The organism is Pseudoruegeria sp. HB172150, from assembly GCF_013184805.1.
Classification (GTDB): Bacteria; Pseudomonadota; Alphaproteobacteria; order Rhodobacterales; family Rhodobacteraceae; genus Psychromarinibacter.
The window spans coordinates 182,027-200,455 of sequence record NZ_JAATNG010000006.1 but is presented as its reverse complement, the minus strand read 5'-3'; the positions used below and the strand labels follow the sequence as shown (position 1 = coordinate 200,455).

22 protein-coding genes are annotated in these 18,429 nt (G+C 64.7%); 6 read left to right on the top strand and 16 right to left on the bottom strand.

The genetic code is table 11. The features are described from left to right. Positions 1-51: 51 nt before the first annotated feature. Positions 52-831 (bottom strand): SDR family oxidoreductase, encoded by a 780-nt coding sequence (locus HCO70_RS21435; RefSeq protein ID WP_172299932.1) that lies wholly within the window; start codon positions 829-831, stop codon positions 52-54. 334 nt (positions 832-1,165) lie between these two features. Here HCO70_RS21435 and HCO70_RS21430 point away from each other — a divergent pair, with 334 nt between their 5' ends. Next, positions 1,166-1,756 carry a hypothetical protein gene (locus tag HCO70_RS21430; RefSeq protein WP_172299931.1) on the top strand — a complete coding sequence of 197 codons (591 nt, stop codon included), beginning with the start codon at positions 1,166-1,168 and terminating at the stop codon, positions 1,754-1,756. On the opposite strand, the gene HCO70_RS21425 is transcribed toward HCO70_RS21430, so the two are convergent. Then, positions 1,757-2,011, bottom strand: a complete 255-nt coding sequence (locus tag HCO70_RS21425) for a Rho termination factor N-terminal domain-containing protein (RefSeq protein ID WP_172299930.1) — start codon at positions 2,009-2,011, stop codon at positions 1,757-1,759. It lies immediately after the preceding gene. Positions 2,012-2,128: 117 nt separating this feature from the next. Between HCO70_RS21425 and HCO70_RS21420 the strand changes: the two genes are divergently transcribed. The 3 genes from HCO70_RS21420 (at position 2,129) to HCO70_RS21410 (ending at position 4,860) form a co-directional block, all read left to right on the top strand. After that, a complete protein-coding gene (locus HCO70_RS21420) occupies positions 2,129-2,557 on the top strand; it encodes a hypothetical protein (RefSeq protein WP_172299929.1) in 429 nt (142 codons plus the stop codon). A gap of 43 nt (positions 2,558-2,600) precedes the next feature. Then, a complete protein-coding gene (locus HCO70_RS21415; protein ID WP_172299928.1) occupies positions 2,601-4,220 on the top strand; it encodes a peptide chain release factor 3 in 1,620 nt (539 codons plus the stop codon). Positions 4,221-4,413: 193 nt separating this feature from the next. After that, positions 4,414-4,860: a hypothetical protein gene (locus HCO70_RS21410; protein WP_172299927.1), complete on the top strand. Its 447-nt coding sequence runs from the start codon at positions 4,414-4,416 to the stop codon at positions 4,858-4,860. 69 nt (positions 4,861-4,929) lie between these two features. Here HCO70_RS21410 and HCO70_RS21405 read toward each other — a convergent pair whose 3' ends face one another. Further along, positions 4,930-5,085 (bottom strand): hypothetical protein, encoded by a 156-nt coding sequence (locus tag HCO70_RS21405; RefSeq protein WP_172299926.1) that lies wholly within the window; start codon positions 5,083-5,085, stop codon positions 4,930-4,932. Positions 5,086-5,486: 401 nt separating this feature from the next. Between HCO70_RS21405 and HCO70_RS21400 the strand changes: the two genes are divergently transcribed. Both HCO70_RS21400 and HCO70_RS21395 read left to right on the top strand, forming a co-directional pair. Next, a complete protein-coding gene (locus HCO70_RS21400) occupies positions 5,487-6,854 on the top strand; it encodes a DEAD/DEAH box helicase (protein ID WP_172299925.1) in 1,368 nt (455 codons plus the stop codon). 84 nt (positions 6,855-6,938) lie between these two features. Continuing rightward, the gene (locus tag HCO70_RS21395) at positions 6,939-7,259 is read left to right on the top strand and encodes a PilZ domain-containing protein (protein ID WP_172299924.1); all 321 of its coding nucleotides are present in this window, start codon (positions 6,939-6,941) and stop codon (positions 7,257-7,259) included. Between the two features lie 16 nt (positions 7,260-7,275). Here the strand turns inward: HCO70_RS21395 and HCO70_RS21390 are convergent, their stop codons facing one another. The 13 genes from HCO70_RS21390 to HCO70_RS21330 all read right to left on the bottom strand — a co-directional run bounded on the left by HCO70_RS21390 (position 7,276) and on the right by HCO70_RS21330 (position 18,429). Beyond that, positions 7,276-7,695, bottom strand: coding sequence for an OsmC family protein (locus HCO70_RS21390; RefSeq protein WP_172299923.1), 420 nt, complete (start codon positions 7,693-7,695; stop codon positions 7,276-7,278). A gap of 48 nt (positions 7,696-7,743) precedes the next feature. Further along, positions 7,744-9,408 carry a ribonuclease J gene (locus tag HCO70_RS21385; protein ID WP_172299922.1) on the bottom strand — a complete coding sequence of 555 codons (1,665 nt, stop codon included), beginning with the start codon at positions 9,406-9,408 and terminating at the stop codon, positions 7,744-7,746. Beyond that, positions 9,405-10,178 (bottom strand): type III pantothenate kinase, encoded by a 774-nt coding sequence (locus HCO70_RS21380; RefSeq protein ID WP_172299921.1) that lies wholly within the window; start codon positions 10,176-10,178, stop codon positions 9,405-9,407. The genes HCO70_RS21385 and HCO70_RS21380 overlap by 4 nt, the downstream gene beginning before the upstream one ends. 15 nt (positions 10,179-10,193) lie before the next feature. Further along, positions 10,194-10,946 (bottom strand): biotin--[acetyl-CoA-carboxylase] ligase, encoded by a 753-nt coding sequence (locus HCO70_RS21375; protein WP_253913416.1) that lies wholly within the window; start codon positions 10,944-10,946, stop codon positions 10,194-10,196. Beyond that, on the bottom strand, positions 10,936-12,375 hold the full coding sequence (gene nuoN / locus HCO70_RS21370) for an NADH-quinone oxidoreductase subunit NuoN (RefSeq protein ID WP_172299920.1): 1,440 nt from the start codon (positions 12,373-12,375) through the stop codon (positions 10,936-10,938). The genes HCO70_RS21375 and nuoN overlap by 11 nt, the downstream gene beginning before the upstream one ends. 1 nt (position 12,376) lies before the next feature. After that, positions 12,377-13,930 (bottom strand): NADH-quinone oxidoreductase subunit M, encoded by a 1,554-nt coding sequence (locus HCO70_RS21365; protein WP_172299919.1) that lies wholly within the window; start codon positions 13,928-13,930, stop codon positions 12,377-12,379. 14 nt (positions 13,931-13,944) lie between these two features. After that, positions 13,945-16,155 (bottom strand): NADH-quinone oxidoreductase subunit L, encoded by a 2,211-nt coding sequence (gene nuoL, locus HCO70_RS21360; protein ID WP_172299918.1) that lies wholly within the window; start codon positions 16,153-16,155, stop codon positions 13,945-13,947. Between the two features lie 4 nt (positions 16,156-16,159). After that, on the bottom strand, positions 16,160-16,465 hold the full coding sequence (gene nuoK / locus HCO70_RS21355) for an NADH-quinone oxidoreductase subunit NuoK (protein ID WP_172299917.1): 306 nt from the start codon (positions 16,463-16,465) through the stop codon (positions 16,160-16,162). 99 nt (positions 16,466-16,564) lie between these two features. Next, positions 16,565-16,723 carry a hypothetical protein gene (locus HCO70_RS21350; RefSeq protein ID WP_172299916.1) on the bottom strand — a complete coding sequence of 53 codons (159 nt, stop codon included), beginning with the start codon at positions 16,721-16,723 and terminating at the stop codon, positions 16,565-16,567. Continuing rightward, entirely contained in the window at positions 16,720-17,334 is a 615-nt protein-coding gene (locus HCO70_RS21345; RefSeq protein WP_172299915.1) for an NADH-quinone oxidoreductase subunit J, read from the bottom strand. Before HCO70_RS21345 ends, HCO70_RS21350 begins: the two co-directional genes overlap by 4 nt. Then, positions 17,331-17,741, bottom strand: coding sequence for a carboxymuconolactone decarboxylase family protein (locus HCO70_RS21340; RefSeq protein ID WP_172299914.1), 411 nt, complete (start codon positions 17,739-17,741; stop codon positions 17,331-17,333). The genes HCO70_RS21345 and HCO70_RS21340 overlap by 4 nt, the downstream gene beginning before the upstream one ends. After that, the gene (gene nuoI, locus HCO70_RS21335; protein ID WP_172299913.1) at positions 17,738-18,232 is read right to left on the bottom strand and encodes an NADH-quinone oxidoreductase subunit NuoI; all 495 of its coding nucleotides are present in this window, start codon (positions 18,230-18,232) and stop codon (positions 17,738-17,740) included. The genes HCO70_RS21340 and nuoI overlap by 4 nt, the downstream gene beginning before the upstream one ends. Then, a complete protein-coding gene (locus HCO70_RS21330; protein ID WP_172299912.1) occupies positions 18,229-18,429 on the bottom strand; it encodes a hypothetical protein in 201 nt (66 codons plus the stop codon). Before HCO70_RS21330 ends, nuoI begins: the two co-directional genes overlap by 4 nt.

Here is an 18,429-nt window from a genome sequence, read left to right as displayed (position 1 = left end):
ACGGGCCGCACGGCAAGCGTGAAGCCCGGTTTCGCAGCCGTTGAGGGCCGGTTACAGCGTCGCGTTGACCCCGCCGCCGTCGAGCAGCCAGTTCTGACCGACGATGAACCCGGCATGCATCGAGCACAGGAAGGCACAGGCGGCGCCGAATTCCTCGGGCGTGCCGTAGCGGCGCGCGGGGATCGTCGCGGCGCGTTCCGCCTGCGCTTCCTCGATGCTGATGCCCTTCTGCTTGGCGACGCCGCCGTCCAGCCCCACGGCGCGGTCGGTGGCGTGGATACCGGGCAGCAGGTTGTTGATCGTCACGCCCGAAGGCGCCACCTGCCGCGAGGTGCCGGCGACATAGCCGGTCAGCCCGGCGCGGGCCGAATTCGACAGGCCCAGGACCGGGATCGGCGCCTTGACCGATTGCGAGGTGATGTTGACGACGCGGCCCCAGCCGCGCTCCATCATTGCCGGGACCAGCGCCTTGATCAGCGCGATGGGCGTCAGCATGTTGGCGTCGAGCGCCTTGATGAAATCGTCGCGGTCCCAGTCGGTCCACATGCCCGGCGGCGGGCCGCCCGCGTTGTTCACGAGGATGTCGATGTCGCCTGCGGCCTCCAGCACGCTGGCGCGGCCCTCCTCGGTGGTGATGTCGGCGGCCACCGCCGTCACCTCGACACCGTAATCGTCGCGGATCGCCTGCGCCGCGGCCTCCAGCGCCTCTGCGCCGCGGGCGTTCATCACCAGATCGACGCCGGCCTCTGCCAGCGCGCGGGCACAGCCCAGTCCCAGCCCCTTGGAAGATGCGCAGACCAGCGCCCGCTTGCCCTTGATGCCCAGATCCATCGCCGTCCGGCCTCCATCCCATGTCGGTTTGCGTTCGTCTCCGACGTAGCACCCCGGCCCGCCAAGGGAAAGCCGCCGAGTCGGCGCTATGGATGACGGGCACCGTTGTCGGATCGGCACCAAAGCCGGACAGAAATGCGGAATGCCTACCGCCAACCCTGCGGCACCTAATGATTTTAACCCTCAGGAAGGAAAGCGGTGGAGTGATTAACGGGCCGTTGATACTTCTGACTTACTCCATGTCCGTGGAGCGTCCGGCCTGGTCCCTCGGGGGCTGGTTCCAGTGCCGGGCGACCTCAGTTCTGGCTGGGTTTGGGGAAACGGACGTCTTTCTATGAGCGCACTCGGTTTCGCCGAAAGGCATGCCCTGCCGGGCCTGCCGGTCTTTTCTGCGCAGGACTTCCGGGTCTGCAGTGGCGTCAGCCTTGGCGACCCGCTCGGACCCGCCGACGAGCTTCTGCCGGACGACGTATATCGGCTCTCCGCATCCGCCCGTCGCATGCGACTGTCCCTTGACGGTGTTGACGGTGCCGCGCATTTCACCGTGGCAAACCGCTCGCGCGACGGACGTTGGGGGGCGGTGGTCCATCTCGATTGCTGCGCCACTTTCATGTCCGTCAACGGAACGCCGGTGGATCTGCTGATCCTCGTGGAACTGGAACCGGGGACGCACCTTATCGCCGCCACGTATCTTCTGCCACTGGCGCAATTGCAGCCGCGCGCGGAATACACGCTGATTGCGATCAATGCGGCCGGTGACAGCGGCCATTTCGCCGGGCTCGCCAGGTTGTCGTTCAGGAATGGCGTGCCGGCCGAAGCGGACGATGTTCATCCTGAAAGGGTGGAACAACTGGACGCCCTTACCGCGCCGGCACCCGCGCGCGCAATGCGAAGGATGTCCGGCGGGAAACATCGTCGCGCCTGATCAATGGGCGCGAAGCGCCGTGATCAGCTCTTTCTTGGTCATGCCGGACCGGCCCTTGATGCCGATCTCCTTCGCCCGGTCGTACAGGTCGTCGCGGGTCCAGTCCTCGTATGGCGGCTGCTTGCCGCCCTTCCGGGACGGATGCATCTCGTCATTCGCCTTGGCGTTGGAAATCCGCGCCGCCTTTTCCTTCGACATGCCCTTGTCGCGCAGTTCCTCGTACAGGTCTTCGTGCTTCAGTTGCGGTGTGGGCATTTGAGTCTCCTGTCAATCGGTGGTGACAGGCAAACGCCGCAAGTCATGCCGGCGTTCCGCGTTTGACGCGCCGCCGGCGGATTTCTACCGTACATCGGCAACTTATCCGGAGGTCCCATGATCCGCGCCGTTTTCCCTGCCCTGCTCTGCCTGCCGCTTCAGGCCGTCGCCGCACCTATCGAGCAGACCGAGACGCCGGAGCCGATCCATGCCACGCTCGCCGCCGAGGCGCAGAAGACCGGCGAAATCTTCGACAGTGTGCGCGGCTGGCCGATGGACCTGGAAAACGATGGCACGCTGGAATGGATGGTGCAGGCGGCCTATGCCTTTCCGGGCGGCAATGCCGTCTATGTCCGCACCTATTTCTTCGACGGCCCGGATGCCGGGTTCACGCCGTGGTACGACGCCGGCTTCGACCGCTCTATCAAGAGCGTCGACAAGGAAGGCACGGCGATCAACCTGACGCTCTACGAACTGCTCGACGGCGACCCGCGCTGCTGCCCCAGCGGCGAGATCCCGCACCGCTTCGACATCATCCTGCCGTAAGCGGCGATCTTGCCGTTTCGCCGCGGACTGTTATATCGCGCGCATGCTGGACCGTGCCTCAAACGCCCCTGACCTGCCCGCCGAGATTGCCCGGCGGCGCACCTTTGCCATCATCTCGCACCCCGATGCGGGCAAGACGACGCTGACCGAGAAGTTCCTGCTGTACGGCGGCGCGATCCAGATGGCCGGACAGGTGCGCGCCAAGGGCGAGGCGCGGCGCACGCGGTCGGACTTCATGCAGATGGAAAAGGACCGCGGGATTTCCGTGTCCGCCTCTGCCATGTCATTCGATTTCGCCAGCGGCGAGCGCAACTATCGCTTCAACCTCGTCGACACCCCCGGCCACTCGGATTTTTCCGAGGACACCTATCGCACGCTGACCGCCGTGGATGCGGCGATCATGGTGATCGACGGCGCCAAGGGCGTGGAAAGCCAGACGCAGAAACTGTTCGAGGTCTGCCGCCTGCGCGACCTGCCGATTCTGACCTTCTGTAACAAGATGGACCGGGAAAGCCGCGACACGTTCGAGATCATCGACGAGATCCAGGAAAACCTGGCCATCGACGTGACCCCGGCCTCGTGGCCCATCGGCGTCGGCCGCGATTTCCTTGGCTGCTACGACGTGCTGAACGACCGGCTGGAACTGATGGACCGGGCGGACCGCAACAAGGTCGCCGAGTCGATCCGGATTTCGGGCCTCGACGATCCCAAGCTGGCGCAACACGTCCCCGCCGACATGCTCGACAAGCTGCGCGAGGACCTCGAAATGGCGAAGGAGCTTCTGCCGCCCTTCGACGCGCAGGCGTTCCTTGACGGCACGCTGACGCCGATCTGGTTCGGGTCGGCGATCAACTCCTTCGGCGTCAAGGAACTGATGGACGGCATCGGCAAGTTCGGCCCAGTCCCGCAGCCGCAATCGGCCGAACCGCGCCAGATCGGCCCGGACGAGACCAAGGTGATGGGCTTCGTCTTCAAGGTGCAGGCCAACATGGACCCCAAGCACCGCGACCGCGTCGCCTTTGTCCGCCTCGCCTCGGGGCATTTCCAGCGCGGCATGAAGCTGACCCATGTGCGGTCGAAGAAACCGATGGCGATCTCGAACCCGGTGCTGTTTCTCGCCTCCGACCGCGAACTGGCCGAGGAAGCCTGGGCCGGCGACATCATCGGCATCCCGAACCACGGCCAGCTGCGCATCGGCGACACGCTGACCGAGGGCGAGACGATCCGCGTCACCGGGATCCCCTCTTTCGCGCCGGAACTGCTACAGAACTGCCGCGCCGGCGACCCGATGAAGGCCAAGCACCTGGAAAAGGCGCTGATGCAGTTCGCAGAGGAAGGCGCCGCCAAGGTGTTCAAGCCGAACATCGGCTCGGGCTTCATCGTCGGCGTGGTCGGCGCGCTGCAGTTCGACGTGCTGGCCAGCCGAATCGAGCTGGAATACGGCCTGCCCGTCCGCTTCGAGGCGTCGCAGTTTACTTCCGCCCGCTGGGTCACGGGGCCAAAGGCGGCGGTGGAGAAATTCGTGAACGCCAACAAGCAGCACATCAGCCACGACCATGACGGCGACATCGTCTACATGACCCGCCTGCAGTGGGACATCGACCGGATCGAACGGGACTACCCCGAGCTGACCCTGTCGGCGACCAAGGAAATGATGGTCTAGCCGGACCTGCGCAGGCAGGCCCCGGTCTACCTGTATCCCGAGACGGCAGGCGCCCGCCCCGATCGGCAAATTTCCGTGTGGCGCGGGCACCAAGATGGACCTTGCACCGCTCGGCCTGTATTTCTTCGGTAACGTAAGGCCGGCATCCAAGACCGGTGCCCGGATCGAGGTGCAGGAAAGGCAGGAGCCCCCCGTGAGCAGGATACCGAAATCGACAGTCTTGCAGCTGGCCTTTGCCAGCATCCTCGGTCTGGTCCCCTGCGCCAGCCTCGCCGCCGGCCCCTGGGACCTGCTGGGTTCGGTCGAGATCCGCGAGACCGAGAAGAACGGCCGCTGGGCGGTGGAAAAGACGTTTCCGGAAGAGTTGAAGGCCGCCGCTGACGGCTTCACCGTCACCGGCTTTTACGTCCCGATCGAGGCGCAGGCCTATGTCCGCAGCTATCTGCTGGTCGCCGACCCGGCCGATTGCCCGTTCTGCGGATCTAACGGCTACGGTCCGACGCTGGAGGTGCACATGCGCCGCCCGATGCCCGATATCGCCGAAGGCACGCAGATCACCGTGCGCGGGCGGCTGAACTTCCTGCTCAGCGAAGACACCTACCAGTCGGTGATCATGACCGAAGGCGAATTGCTGAACTGACCGGGAAACAGAAAGGCGCCCGCACCGTTTTTCCCGGGTGCAGGCGCCTTTTCAACCGGTCGGAAGCGCTCAGGCTTCCTTGATCTCGGATTCGGTGTCGGATGCGCGACGTTCCAGTTCCTGCGCCCGGCCGGGCCGGCGCGTCCAGAAAACGAAGAGCAGATAGACAATACCCAGAACCGCCATCGTCGCGGCGCCGGGGATCAGGTAAGGCGAGAATTCCATAGCGGTCTCCATTTGTTGGTAAAAACAGCTTAAACGCGAGAATTACGCCGGTATTGTGGCCGAATCGGGCCAGTTGGACGGCCCGGCTGTTCCAGTTGTCGGTAAATGCAAGCTGGCACCACGATAGATTTACTGTGGATAAAGCTGGGGAGGCCGCAGCGTCACTGTCAATCACAGTAACCGCGTTCTCCCGGCCAATTACCGGCCGAAAACACAACAAACCTCCGGATTCACGGGATTTTCCTGTGATCGCGGACAAGCCCCGGTGTCCTTGGGGAAAACTTGACGTTGCGGACGCCATCGCCTACATACCGGGCATGTGGAAGACGGGCAATTTGGCCTGTCGGGCCGCGCGGGTATAGCGGCCGTTTTGTAAGCCGCAAGTTATCCGAAAGGGCTCCATGACTGACTTCACTGATTTGGGACTGTCTCCCAAGGTTCTTCGTGCCGTAACCGAAGCCGGCTACGTCAAGCCGACGCCGATCCAGGAAGGCGCCATTCCACCGGCGCTGGAAGGCAAGGACGTGCTGGGCATCGCACAGACCGGCACCGGCAAGACCGCCAGCTTCACGCTGCCTATGATCTGCAAGCTCGCCCGTGGCCGCGCCCGCGCCCGGATGCCGCGCTCGCTGGTTCTCTGCCCCACGCGCGAACTGGCCGCACAGGTGGCGGAAAACTTCGACACCTATTCCAAGCACGTCAAGCTGACCAAGGCCCTGCTGATCGGCGGCGTTTCGTTCAAGGAACAGGATGCGCTGATCGACAAGGGCGTCGACGTGCTGATCGCGACCCCTGGCCGCCTGCTTGACCATTTCGAGCGTGGCAAGCTTCTGCTGACCGGCATCGAGATCATGGTGGTGGACGAGGCGGACCGCATGCTCGACATGGGTTTCATCCCGGATATCGAGCGGATCTTCTCGCTGACGCCGTTCACCCGTCAGACGCTGTTTTTCTCGGCCACCATGGCGCCGGAGATCGAGCGCATCACCAACACCTTCCTCTCCGCCCCCGCGCGGATCGAGGTTGCGCGTCAGGCTACCGCATCGGAAACGATCGAACAGGGCGTCGTCATGTTCAAGGCGTCGCGCCGCGACCGCCTGGCGACCGAAAAGCGCGCCGTCCTGCGCGCGGTGATCGAGGCCGAGGGCGAGAAATGCACCAACGCCATCATCTTCTGTAACCGCAAGGTCGATGTTGATATCGTCGCCAAGTCGCTGAAAAAGCATGGTTTCCATGCCGAAGCGATCCACGGTGATCTGGACCAGTCGCAGCGCACCCGTACGCTGGACGCATTCCGCGACAAGTCGCTGCGTTTCCTCGTCGCCTCCGACGTGGCCGCGCGCGGGCTCGACATTCCGTCCGTGTCGCACGTCTTCAACTACGACGTGCCCTCGCATTCCGAGGATTACGTTCACCGCATCGGCCGCACCGGCCGTGCCGGGCGTGACGGCAAGGCCGTCATGATCTGTGCGCCGTCCGACGAAAAGAACCTCGCCGCGATCGAGAAGCTGATCGACAAGGAAATCCCGCGGATCGAGAACCCGGTCAAGGCGGCCCCTGCCCCCGAGCCGGTAAAGGAAGAGGCAGACGCCGCCCCGAAACCGTCGCGCAGCCGCTCGTCTTCTTCTTCGTCTTCCTCCCGTGGCAGGTCGAAGTCGGATCAAGGCGGTGGTGGCCGGTCCCGCGGACGCGACGAAAAGGTCGTCGGCATGGGCGATCACATGCCGCAGTTCATCGCCATGAGCTTTGAAGAGCGCCGGGCGAGCTAAGGCATCGCCACCCCCCGTTTACGGAATCTTCACCGGAATGACGCAATTCATTCCGGTACTTGAAGAAGACGGGGACGCTTACCGATGGCCAGTGATACCGGCTTTCCTGAACTGGATCGTCTGTCGCTGAACCTGCCCTGCCGGGTGTTCACCGAAGACGACGTATACGCCGCTCGGCTGGTCGACCTCTCCTATGGCGGCGCCTGTGTCGAGGCGCCGGATCTGCCGGAATTCACGCCTTCCGGCCTGACCCGGATCGAGGCTCTGGGCCTCGGCACGCTGGATGTGATTTTCCGCTGGCGCCGGGGCGCCCGGATCGGCGTCTCTTTCAGATCGGATTTTGAGGCGCGCCCGATTCTGGAGGCATTCTTCGCCGCCCAGGGCGAGGCCCTGACCGGCGCCTGACCGGGCGCGCTCTGGCTCAGGCCAGTTTCGCGTCCAGCGTGATCTCTGCCTTGAACAGCTTCGAAACCGGGCATCCGGCCTTGGCCTTGTCCGCGGCTTCCTTGAACTTCGCCTCGTCCGCGCCGGGGATCGTTGCCGTCAGGTCGAGATGCACCTTGGTGATCTCCGGCCCCGCCGGATCCAATGTAACGGTGGCCGTCGTCGCGATCTCGTCCGCCGTCATGTCGTAGTCCGACAGCACGTTCGACAGCGCCATCGAAAAGCACGACGCATGCGCCGCCGCCAGCAATTCCTCGGGGTTGGTGCCGCTTTCGTCGCCGAAGCGCCGGGCAAAGCTGTAGCTCTCGCTGTCCAGCACGCCGCTCTGCGTCGAGATGGTGCCCTTGCCGTCCTTCAGCCCACCCGACCACTTTGCCGATCCGGTTTTCTCGATCATCGCGCGATCCTCCTGTTCCGCTACCCCGCCACATAGGCGTTCAGCGGGTCAGGACAAGCGGCTTATGACCACCGTGACCTCGGGCTTCTTGCCGATCTCGTCGGATGCGGTCTTGCGCACGATCCGCCGCATCGCGTCGTCCAGCTTGTCATCGCTGATCAGCGTCTTGCGGTCGGCGCGGTGCAGGAACTGGCTCAGGTCCTCTTCCATCACGTCGACCAGCGGTGCGCCGGTGACGCCGGTTTCCGGCAGGCCCACGACCTCGCACCACGGATCGCCCACCGGTTCGTCCTCCTCGAGGATCGCGGTGACGGTGACATGCCCGTTCAGCGCCATGCGGATGCGGTCGCGCACGATCCCGTCGAAGGCGCCGATCAGGATCGAGCCGTCCTTGTAGGTCCGCCCCGCCTCGATATGTTCGACCACCCTCGGCCTGTCGCCGGTCAGGTCCACCATGGTGCCGTTGGGCGCGATGACCCCGGGCAGGCCAGAGGCCTCGCCCAGCCGTACATGCGCGCGCAGGTGCCGGTGCTCGCCATGCATCGGGATCAGCATCCTCGGACGGATCACGCCGTGGAACCGTTCAAGGTCCGGCCCGTTGGCATGGCCCGACACGTGATAGGCGCCGCCTGAGTCATCCACGACGTCCACGCCCATCTCGGAGAAGGCGTTGACGATGCGGATCACGCTTTTCTCGTTGCCCGGGATGGTCTTGGACGAGAACAGGAACGTGTCCCCCTCCTTCAGCTCGATCCCCAGATACTTGCCGCGCGACAGCTGCGCGGTGGCGGCGCGGTGTTCGCCCTGGCTGCCGGAGGTCAGCAGCATCAGGTGATCGCGCGGGATGTCTGCGGCGTCCTCGGGGCTGACGACCTTGGGGAAATCCGCGAGGATGCCGGTCTCGATCCCCGCCGTCACCATGCGACGCATCGCGCGGCCCAGCAGCACGATGGACCGCCCTGCCCGCTGCCCGGCCTCGGCCAGCGTCTTCAGCCGCGCGATGTTGCTGGCGAAGGTGGTCGCGGCGACAAGGCCCGGCTGCGCGGCGATCAGTTCCTCGATCCCGGGCCCGATCTCGGATTCAGAGCGTCCCGGCAGCGGCGAGAACACGTTGGTGGAATCGCAGACCAGCGCCTGCACGCCGTCCCGCGCGATTTCGGTCCACATCGCCTCGTCATAGGGTTCGCCGACGCCGGGCGAGAGGTCCAGCTTGAAGTCGCCGGTATGGACGATCCGGCCGTGCGGCGTGTCGATGACCAGGCCCGAGCTTTCCGGAATCGAATGCGACACCGGCGCAAAGCCCACCGTGAACGGCCCCGCCTTCACGGTCTCGGGCCATGCTGAAACGGTGCGGATCTCCTCCGGGTCCAGCCCCGCCTCTTCCATCTTCATCCGGCCCAGATGGGCGGTGAAGGCGCGGGCATAGACCGGCACGCGCAGTTTCGGCCACAGCTGTGCCAGCGCGCCGATATGGTCCTCGTGCGCGTGGGTGATGAAGATCGCCTCCAGCCGGTCGCGGCGCTCGGCCAGCCACGCGACATCGGCCATGATCAGGTCCACGCCCGGCGTGCCGTCCATGTCCGGGAAGGTCACGCCGAGGTCGACGACGATCAGCCGCTCGTCATCCTCGGGACCGACGCTGTAGACATAGGCGTTCATGCCGATCTCCCCCGCGCCGCCGAGGGGAAGGTAGATCAGGCGGCTCTCGCTCATGCGTGTTCCTTGTTGTAACGGTGGATCACGGTCAGCCCGTGCATCGTCAGATCGTCCTCGATGTCATCGAACAGCACCTCGCCCGTAGCGAACAGGGGCGCGAGCCCGCCGGTGCCGACCACGCGCATCGGGCGGTCATATTCGCCCTTTATCCGGGCGGTAATCTCCTGCACCAGCCCGACATAGCCCCAGAACACGCCGGCCTGCATGCAGGCCACCGTATTGGTGCCGATCACCTTCTGCGGCTTGGTCACGTCCACATGCGGCAGGGCGGCGGCGGCCATGTGCAGCGCCTCCAGCGACAGGTTCACGCCGGGCGCGATGACGCCGCCGACATAGGCGCCGTCATGGGCCACCACGTCAAACGTGGTCGCGGTGCCGAAATCAACCACGATAATGTCGCCGCCATGCCGGTCGAAGGCACCGGCGGTGTTCACCAGCCGATCCGGCCCCACCTGTGTGCCCGCGTCGACGCGTGGCGGCACCGGCAGCAGGCAGTCGGGTCGGCCGACCACATAGGGCCGCGTATCGAAGTAGCGGTCGCAGAGGACGCGCAGGTTGAACACCACGCGCGGCACGGTGGAGGAGATGATCACGCCCCCTATCTCGATCGGGACGTGGCGATGCTCCATCAGCTGGCTGAACCAGACCCAGTACTGGTCCGCCGTCCGCTGGTGCTCGGTCGCGGTGCGGAAGGTCGCGACGAATTCGTGCCCGTCCCAGACCGAGAAGACCGTGTTGGTGTTGCCGCAGTCGATGCAGAGAAGCATGTCTCCGCCCTCCCGTTAGAAAAAGACCTCTGCCGCCGCGATGGCGCGCGACCCTTGCGCAGTGTTCAGGACGAGATATCCCGCCTCGTCCACCGTGTCGAACCGTCCGGTGACGGCCTCGTTCGGCAGGCGGGCCGTGATCGTGTCACCCAGTCGCGCCGCCCGCATCAGCCAGGCCGACCGGATCGGCGCGAAGCCGTAGGTGGTGAATTGCGTCTCCCACTTCGCATAGGCCGGGGCCAGCGTGGCCAGAAAGCTTGTGGGGCTTACCAGCGCCTGCGTCTCCTGCGCCAGCGAGACCGGCGGCACCGCCCCCTGCTCCACCGCGTCAGCGCCGGGCGCCTGCGCGAGGTTGATGCCGATACCTATGGCCAGCGCGCCGCCCGGCAACCCCTCCAGCAGGATCCCCGCCACTTTGCCGCCGTTCAGCAGCACGTCGTTCGGCCATTTCAGCTGGAACACGCCCTTGGTGCCGCAGCGTGCAAGGAAAGCGTCGTGCAGGGCCAGAGCGGTGACGAAGGATCGCAGCGCCGCCTGCGCCGGCTCTCCCGCCTGCGGCAGAACCAGCGTCGCGGCGAAGTTGCCCGGCGGGTGCTGCCATGTGCGCCCGCGCCGACCGCGCGCCGCCGTCTGATGCTTCGCAAGGATCCAGGCCGGGCCGCTCAGCTCCGGCAGGCGCCGGCGCGCCTCGTCCAGCGTGCTGTCGGTCTCGTCCAGAACGATCTGGGCATAGCCGTCCGGCCAGCCCTGCGGCAGATCAGTTGACAAGAGCCGCCGCCGCTGCCGCCGCCGGGCCCTCGATGCCGAACAGGTTCACGACGCCCAGCACCATGACCGCCGAGGCGACCATCAGCAGGGCCCACTGCACCGCCGGCATCTTGCCGTCCAGCGCCTCGCCCTCTTCGCCGAAATACATGTAGTAGACGATCCGCAGGTAGTAGAAGGCGCCGATGACCGAGGCGATGACGCCCGCAACCGCCAGCCAGGCCATGCCCGCATCCACCGCCGCGCGCAGCACATAGAACTTCCCGAAGAAACCCACCAGCGGCGGCACGCCGGCCAGCGAGAACATCAGCACCAGCATCGCCAGCGCCTTCAGTGGCTCGCGCTTGGAATAGCCGTTCAGCGCGTTGATGTCGGTCACGACGCGGCCGTCGCGGCTCATCGACAGGATGAAAGCGAAGGTGCCCACGTTCATCGTCACGTAGATCGCCATGTAGACCAGCATCGCCTCGACCCCCAGCGCGGTGCCGGACGCGAGCCCGATCAGGGCGAAACCCATATGGGTGATCGACGAATAGGCCATCAGCCGCTTGATGTCGCGTTGCCCGATGGCGGCGACGGAGCCGAGGAACATCGAGGCCACCGCGAGGAAGGCGAGGATCTGCCCCCAGTCGCCGGTGACGGTCCCGAAGGCGTCATGCACCAGTCGCGCGAACAGGCCCATCGCGGCCATCTTGGGCGCGGTGGCGAAGAAGGCAGTGATCGGGGTCGGCGCGCCCTCGTAAACGTCCGGCGTCCACATGTGGAACGGCACGGCGGAGACCTTGAAGGCAAGCCCCGCGATCATGAAGACAAGGCCGAACAGCAGCCCGATCGGCAGCGTCTCGTCCGTCGCGGCGGCGATGATACCATCGAACCGCGTGGTGCCGGAAAACCCGTAGGTCAGCGAGGCGCCGTACAGCAGCAGACCCGAGGACAGCGCCCCCAGCACGAAATACTTCAGGCCCGCCTCGGTCGATTTCACGCTGTCCCGCCGCAGCGAGGCCACGACGTAAAGCGCCAGCGACTGCAGCTCCAGCCCCATGTACAGCACGATCAGGTCCCCGGCGGAGACCATGACCATCATCCCCACCACGGCCAGCGCGACCAGCAGCGGATACTCGAACCGCAGCAGGTTCCGGCGCGCCATGTAATCCTGGCTCATCACCAGAACCGCCGCCGCCGACAGCAGGATCAGCACCTTGGAAAAGCGAGAGAATGCGTCGTCGCGGAACATGCCGTCCATGGCGACCCGCGCGCCCTCGTCCTTCACGCCGATCCAGAAGGCCAGCACCACGAATATCCCGGCGGTGATCCACAGGATCATGCCCGCCGTCTTGTCCTTGCCGGTGTAGACCGCGACCAGCAGCGCGATCATCGCGTAGATCGCCAGCGCGATCTCGGGCAGCATGATGTTGAAATCCGCGGATGTCATGTCAGTGCCCCGTGTTTTCTGCGACTTCGGTCGCGGCGCCCGGCCAGTCGGCCAGCGCGGTCTCGTGATCGGATATCAGCGCCTCGACCGAGGGGCCGATGACGTCTGTGACAAGGCTCGGGTAGACGCCCAGCAGCAGGGTCATCGCCACCAGCGGCGCAAAGATGAATTTCTCGCGCCTGTCCATGTCGGTGATGGAGCGCAGGCTCTCCTTGATCAGGTCGCCCATGACCACCCGGCGATAGAGCCACAGCGCGTAGCAGGCGCTCAGGATCACGCCGGTGGTCGCCACCGTGGCGACCCAGGTGTTGGCCTGGAACATCCCCATCAGCGTCAGGAATTCGCCGACGAAGCCGCTGGTGCCCGGCAGGCCCACGTTGGCCATGGTGAACAGCATGAAGATCAGCGCATAGGCCGGCATCCGCACGACGAGGCCGCCATAGGCGTCGATGTCGCGGGTGTGCATCCGGTCATAGATCACGCCGACGCAGAGGAACAGCGCGCCCGACACGAAGCCGTGGCTCAGCATCTGGAAGATCGCGCCGTCGATGCCCTGCTGGTTCACCGCGAAGATCCCGGCGGTGACATAGCCCATATGCGCGACCGACGAATAGGCGATCAGCTTTTTCATGTCCTGCTGCGCCAGCGCCACCAGCGAGGTATAGACGATGGCGATGGCCGACAGCCACAGCACCATCGGCCCCAGCACCTCGGACCCGATGGGGAACATCGGCAGCGAAAAGCGCAGGAAGCCGTAGCCGCCCATCTTCAGCAGGATCGCCGCCAGCACCACCGACCCGGCGGTGGGCGCCTGCACGTGCGCGTCGGGCAGCCAGGTATGCACCGGCCACATCGGCATCTTCACCGCGAAGCTCGCGAAAAAGGCCAGCCACAGCAGCGTCTGCAGACCGCCGATGATCTGGATGCCCATGACCGACATCGTCTCGGACCCGAAATTGTGCTGCAGCAGCGTCGGGATATCCATCGTGCCCGCGTCCACGTACATCGCGATGATCGCGACCAGCATCAGGACAGAGCCGAAGAAGGTGTAGAGGAAGAACTTGAACGACGCGTAGATCCGGTCCTTGCCGCCCCAGATGCCGATGATCAGGAACATCGGGATCAGCCCGCCCTCGAAGAACAGGTAGAACAGGATCATGTCGAGCGCGACGAACACGCCCAGCATCAGCGTTTCCAGCACGAGGAACGCGATCATGTATTCCTTGACCCGCACCGTCACGTTCCAGCAGGCGAGGATCGTGATCGGCATCAGGAACGTGGTCAGCATCACGAACAGGACAGAGATGCCGTCGACCCCGACCTTGTAGGTCAGCCCGACCAGCCATTCCCGTTCCTCGACGAACTGGAACCCTGTGTCCGAGGGGTCGAACTGTGCGATCAGGAAGATCGAGATCACGAAGGTGATCGTCGTCGCGATCAGCGCCAGCCATTTGGCGTTCTTCTGGGCCGCCGCGTCGTCGCCACGCAGGAACAGCGCAAGGATCACCGCCCCGAGAAGGGGGATGAAGGTGATCATGGAGAGGATGTTTTCCATAACTCAGCCCCCGCTCAGCGCAGCATCATCCAGGTGAGGAGGACAACGATCCCCAGCACCATGGTGAAAGCGTATGTGAAGATGTAGCCCGACTGCAGCCGCCCCGCGAGGCGGGTGAAGAAGGGGATGACCCCCATCGCCACGCCGTTCAGGAAACCGTCTATCGTGCCCTGATCGCCCTTCTTCCACAGCGCGTTGCCCAGCCAGCGGGCGGGCCGCACGAAAAGGAAGTCGTAGATCTCGTCGAAGTACCACTTGTTCAGCAGGAACAGGTACAGCGGGCGCTGGTTCTCGGCCAGCTTGCGCGGCAGAGAGGTGTCGCGGATGTAGAACAGCCAGGCGACGACGAACCCGATCAGCATCGCGACGAAGGGCGACACCTTCACCCAGGCCGGTGCGTGGTGCGCGTCGTCCATCACGTGGTTGTCCTCGCCGGTATAGATCGCGCCCTCGCCGGGATCCCAGCCATCCGGCACATCGCCCATCTCGTGGCCCTCGGCGCTTTTGGTCGCCGCTGCGTCCTCTGCGTGGCCGGCTTCCCCGGTGGCCTCGCCGGCCGTTTCGGCGGTTGCCTCGGCCGTGGCCGTCTCTTCCTGCGCCGTCTCCTCGGTGGCTGCGTCGTGGCCCTCTTCCGTTGCCTCGCCGTGGCCTTCCGCCGACGCCTCGTGATGCGCCGGGACGCCGTAGAACTCGTTCACCTTGTCATGATCGCCGAAGAAGTTGCCGTAATAGACCATGCCCGACAGGATCGCGCCGACTGCCAGCGCACCCAGCGGGATCAGCATGGTGTTCGGGCTTTCATGTGCGTGCTCGTGCGTGTGCCGGTCGCCGCGCGGCTCGCCGTAGAAGGTCATGAACATCAGCCGCCAGGAATAGAAGCTCGTGAACATCGCCGCGACGACGAGCATCCAGAAGGCGTAGGTGCCGACGGGCGTATGGCCGCCGAAGGCGCTTTCGATGATCGAGTCCTTCGACAGGAAGCCGGCGAAACCGACCGGGATGCCCAGCACCTCGCCCGACAGCGGGATACCGACACCGGTGATCGCCAGCGTGCCGATCATCATCGCCCAGAATGTGTAGGGCACCTTTTTCCGCAGGCCGCCGTAGTTCCGCATGTCCTGCTCGTGATGCATCGCGTGGATGACCGAGCCGGCGCCGAGGAACAGCATCGCCTTGAAGAAGGCGTGCGTAAACAGGTGGTACATGGCCGCCGAGTAGACGCCCATGCCCGCCGCGACGAACATGTAGCCCAGCTGCGAACAGGTCGAATAGGCGATGACGCGCTTGATGTCGTTCTGCACCAGACCCACGGTCGCCGCGAAGAAGGCCGTGGTGGCGCCAAGGAAGACGATCAGGTTCTTCGCCTCGGGCGCGAATTCGTAGAGCGGCGACATCCGGCAGACCAGGAAGACGCCCGCCGTCACCATGGTGGCGGCGTGGATCAGCGCCGAAACCGGCGTCGGGCCTTCCATCGCGTCCGGCAGCCAGGTGTGCAGCAGAAGCTGCGCCGACTTGCCCATCGCGCCGATGAACAGCAGCACGCCGACAAGGTTCGCCGCGTTCCAGTCCTGCCACAGGAAGCTCAGGTTGGTCTGCGCAAGCTCCGGCGCGGATTCGAAGATGATGTCCAGATCGATGCTGTCGGTCAGGAAGAACAGCGCGAAGATCCCCAGCGCAAAGCCGAAGTCGCCGACCCGGTTGACGATGAACGCCTTCATCGCGGCGGCGCCCGCGCTCGGTTTCCGGAAGTAGAACCCGATCAGAAGGTACGAGGCGACGCCCACGCCCTCCCAGCCGAAGAACATCTGCACGAGGTTGTCGGCGGTCACCAGCGACAGCATCGCGAAGGTGAAGAAAGACAGGTAGGCGAAGAACCTGGGCCGGTAGCTTTCGCCTTCCTTGAAGTTGTCGTCATGCGCCATGTAGCCGAAGGAATACAGGTGCACGAGCGCCGAGACCGTGGTGACGACGATCAGCATGATCGCGGTCAGCCGGTCGAGCCGGATCGCCCATTCTGTGGCCAGCGAACCGCTTTCGATGAAGCGGAAGATCGGGATCTGCTGGGTCACGCCGTCGAAGGACAGGAACACCGCCCAGCTCAGGATGCAGGCCAGGAACAGCAGGAAGGTCGCGACCCATTGCGCGGCGTATTCGCCGATCAGCTTCCAGCCGAAGCCGCAGATGACGGCGCCGACGAGCGGGGCGAAAAGGATGATGGGCTCCATTGGGTCAGCCTTTCATCACGTTGACGTCTTCGACGTCGATGGTGCCGCGGTTGCGGAAGAAACAGACGAGGATGGCCAGCCCGATCGCCGCCTCCGCGGCGGCCACGGTCAGCACGAACAGCGTGAAGATCTGGCCCGTCAGGTCGCCCAGGAAGGCCGAGAAGGCGACAAAGTTGATGTTCACCGACAGCAGGATCAGTTCCAGCGACATCAGCAGGATGATGACGTTCTTCCGGTTCAGGAAGATGCCGAAGATGCCGATCACGAACAGTGCCGCGGCAACCGCCAGGTAGTGTTCAAGTCCGACCATGTCGTCCCTCTAGTCTTTTCTTCTTTTCCCGCCGCCGCCTTATGGCGGTGACGATCAGCGCCACGAGCCCCAGCAGGGGCAGGAACGGCGCAAACTGGTTCACTTCGGCACGCCTCCGGTACGGACCCGCCGCCAGCGCGCCCAGCGCGGCGCGACCATGCGCAGCGCCACCGCACCGACCGTAGCCTTCACCGCCCAGAGCGCGACGAAGCCCGCAGGGCCGACCGTATGCCACAGGTGCTTGACGACCTCGATCACAGCCCCTGCCCCGGCTTCACGTCCTTGACTTCCATCGCCTTGGCCGGATCGCGGTACATCTGCGCCAGGATATCCTGCCGCTTGATCCACGTCCGGTGGCGCAGGGTCAGGACGATCGCGCCGATCATCGCCACCAGCAGGATCAGGCCCGCCAGCTGGAACAGGATGATGTAATCGTCATAGATCAGCTGCCCCAGCGCGGCGGTGTTGTGCACCTCCGGCGTCGCGATGGCGCCCATGCTCTCGGCCACGGTGACGCCCTCGGCGGTCACCCATGTACCATAGGCCAGCCCCATCTCCATCAGCAGGACCACACCGATCAGCAGCGCCAGCGGCATGTACCGGGCCATTTCGGCCTTCAGCTCGGCGAAATCGACGTCCAGCATCATGACGACGAACAGGAACAGCACCGCGACCGCGCCGACATAGACGATGATCAGCAGCATCGCGACGAATTCCGCGCCCAGCAGAACGAACAGGCCGGCGGCGGACAGGAAGGCGAGGATCAGCCAGAGGACCGAGTGCACCGGGTTGCGGCTGACGACCGTGAACAGACCGGCGGTCAGGACCACGATCGAGAAGACGTAGAAGGTGAAATCGGCAATCGTCATACACTGCCCTCCTTGCCGCCCGACAGGACCTCGCGGGCGAGGTTCATCGCCTTGGTCATCGCCGGTACGCCGCCGAACATGCCGGCCAGCGCGATGGTCTCGGTAATTTCCTGATCCGTGGCCCCGGCCTCCTGCGCGTGGCGCACGGTCAGGCGGATCTGCGCCTCGGCCTGCGCGCCCAGGATCGTCAGCCCCTGCAGCGTCAGCAGCAGCTTTTCCTTGGCGCCCAGCCCCTCCGGATTCCAGGTCCGGCCCCAGAAGGTTTCCATCACGTCCTTGGGCATCGTCGGCCACATCGCCTCGATGGCGCCGGGGGTGAACGACTCCATCATCGGACCCATCGCCTTGGCCCAGTCCTGCCCCATCTTCATGAGGTCCTCGAAGGGGTTCTTCGGGGTGTCGTTCATCGGTACGGCGCGTCCAATTCCAGGTTGCGGGCGATCTCGGCCTCCCAGCGCTCGCCGTTCTCAAGGAGCTTCTCCTTGGTGTAGTACAGCTCCTCGCGCGTCTCGGTAGCGAATTCGAAGTTGGGGCCCTCGACGATGGCATCCACCGGGCAGGCTTCCTGGCAGAAGCCGCAGTAGATGCATTTCGTCATGTCGATGTCATAGCGCGTGGTGCGGCGGCTGCCGTCCTCGCGCGGTTCCGCGTCGATGGTGATCGCCTGCGCCGGGCAGATCGCCTCGCACAGCTTGCAGGCGATGCAGCGTTCCTCGCCGTTCGGATAGCGGCGCAGCGCATGCTCGCCCCGGAAACGCGGGCTCAGCGGGCCCTTTTCATGCGGGTAGTTCAGCGTCGGCTTGGGGGCGAAGAAGTATTTCATCCCCAGCTTCAGGCCGCCGATGAAGTCCGACAGCAGGAAATACTTGGTGGCGCGGTTCCAGTCGATCTGGGTCATATTGCATCCCCGCTACGAAGCTCATCCTTAGCCCATGCGGTGAAAGCCTCCAGGACATGTTCTTCGTCCATGTTTTGATCTGAACCATCGCGGGTGAAGTAGTAGCCTTCAAGGCTACTACAGAGGCCCGCGGCGAATATCTCTTGGTCCTCTGGGCTCATGGCCAAGAACATTTTAGCTATTTGCGCTTCGGACAT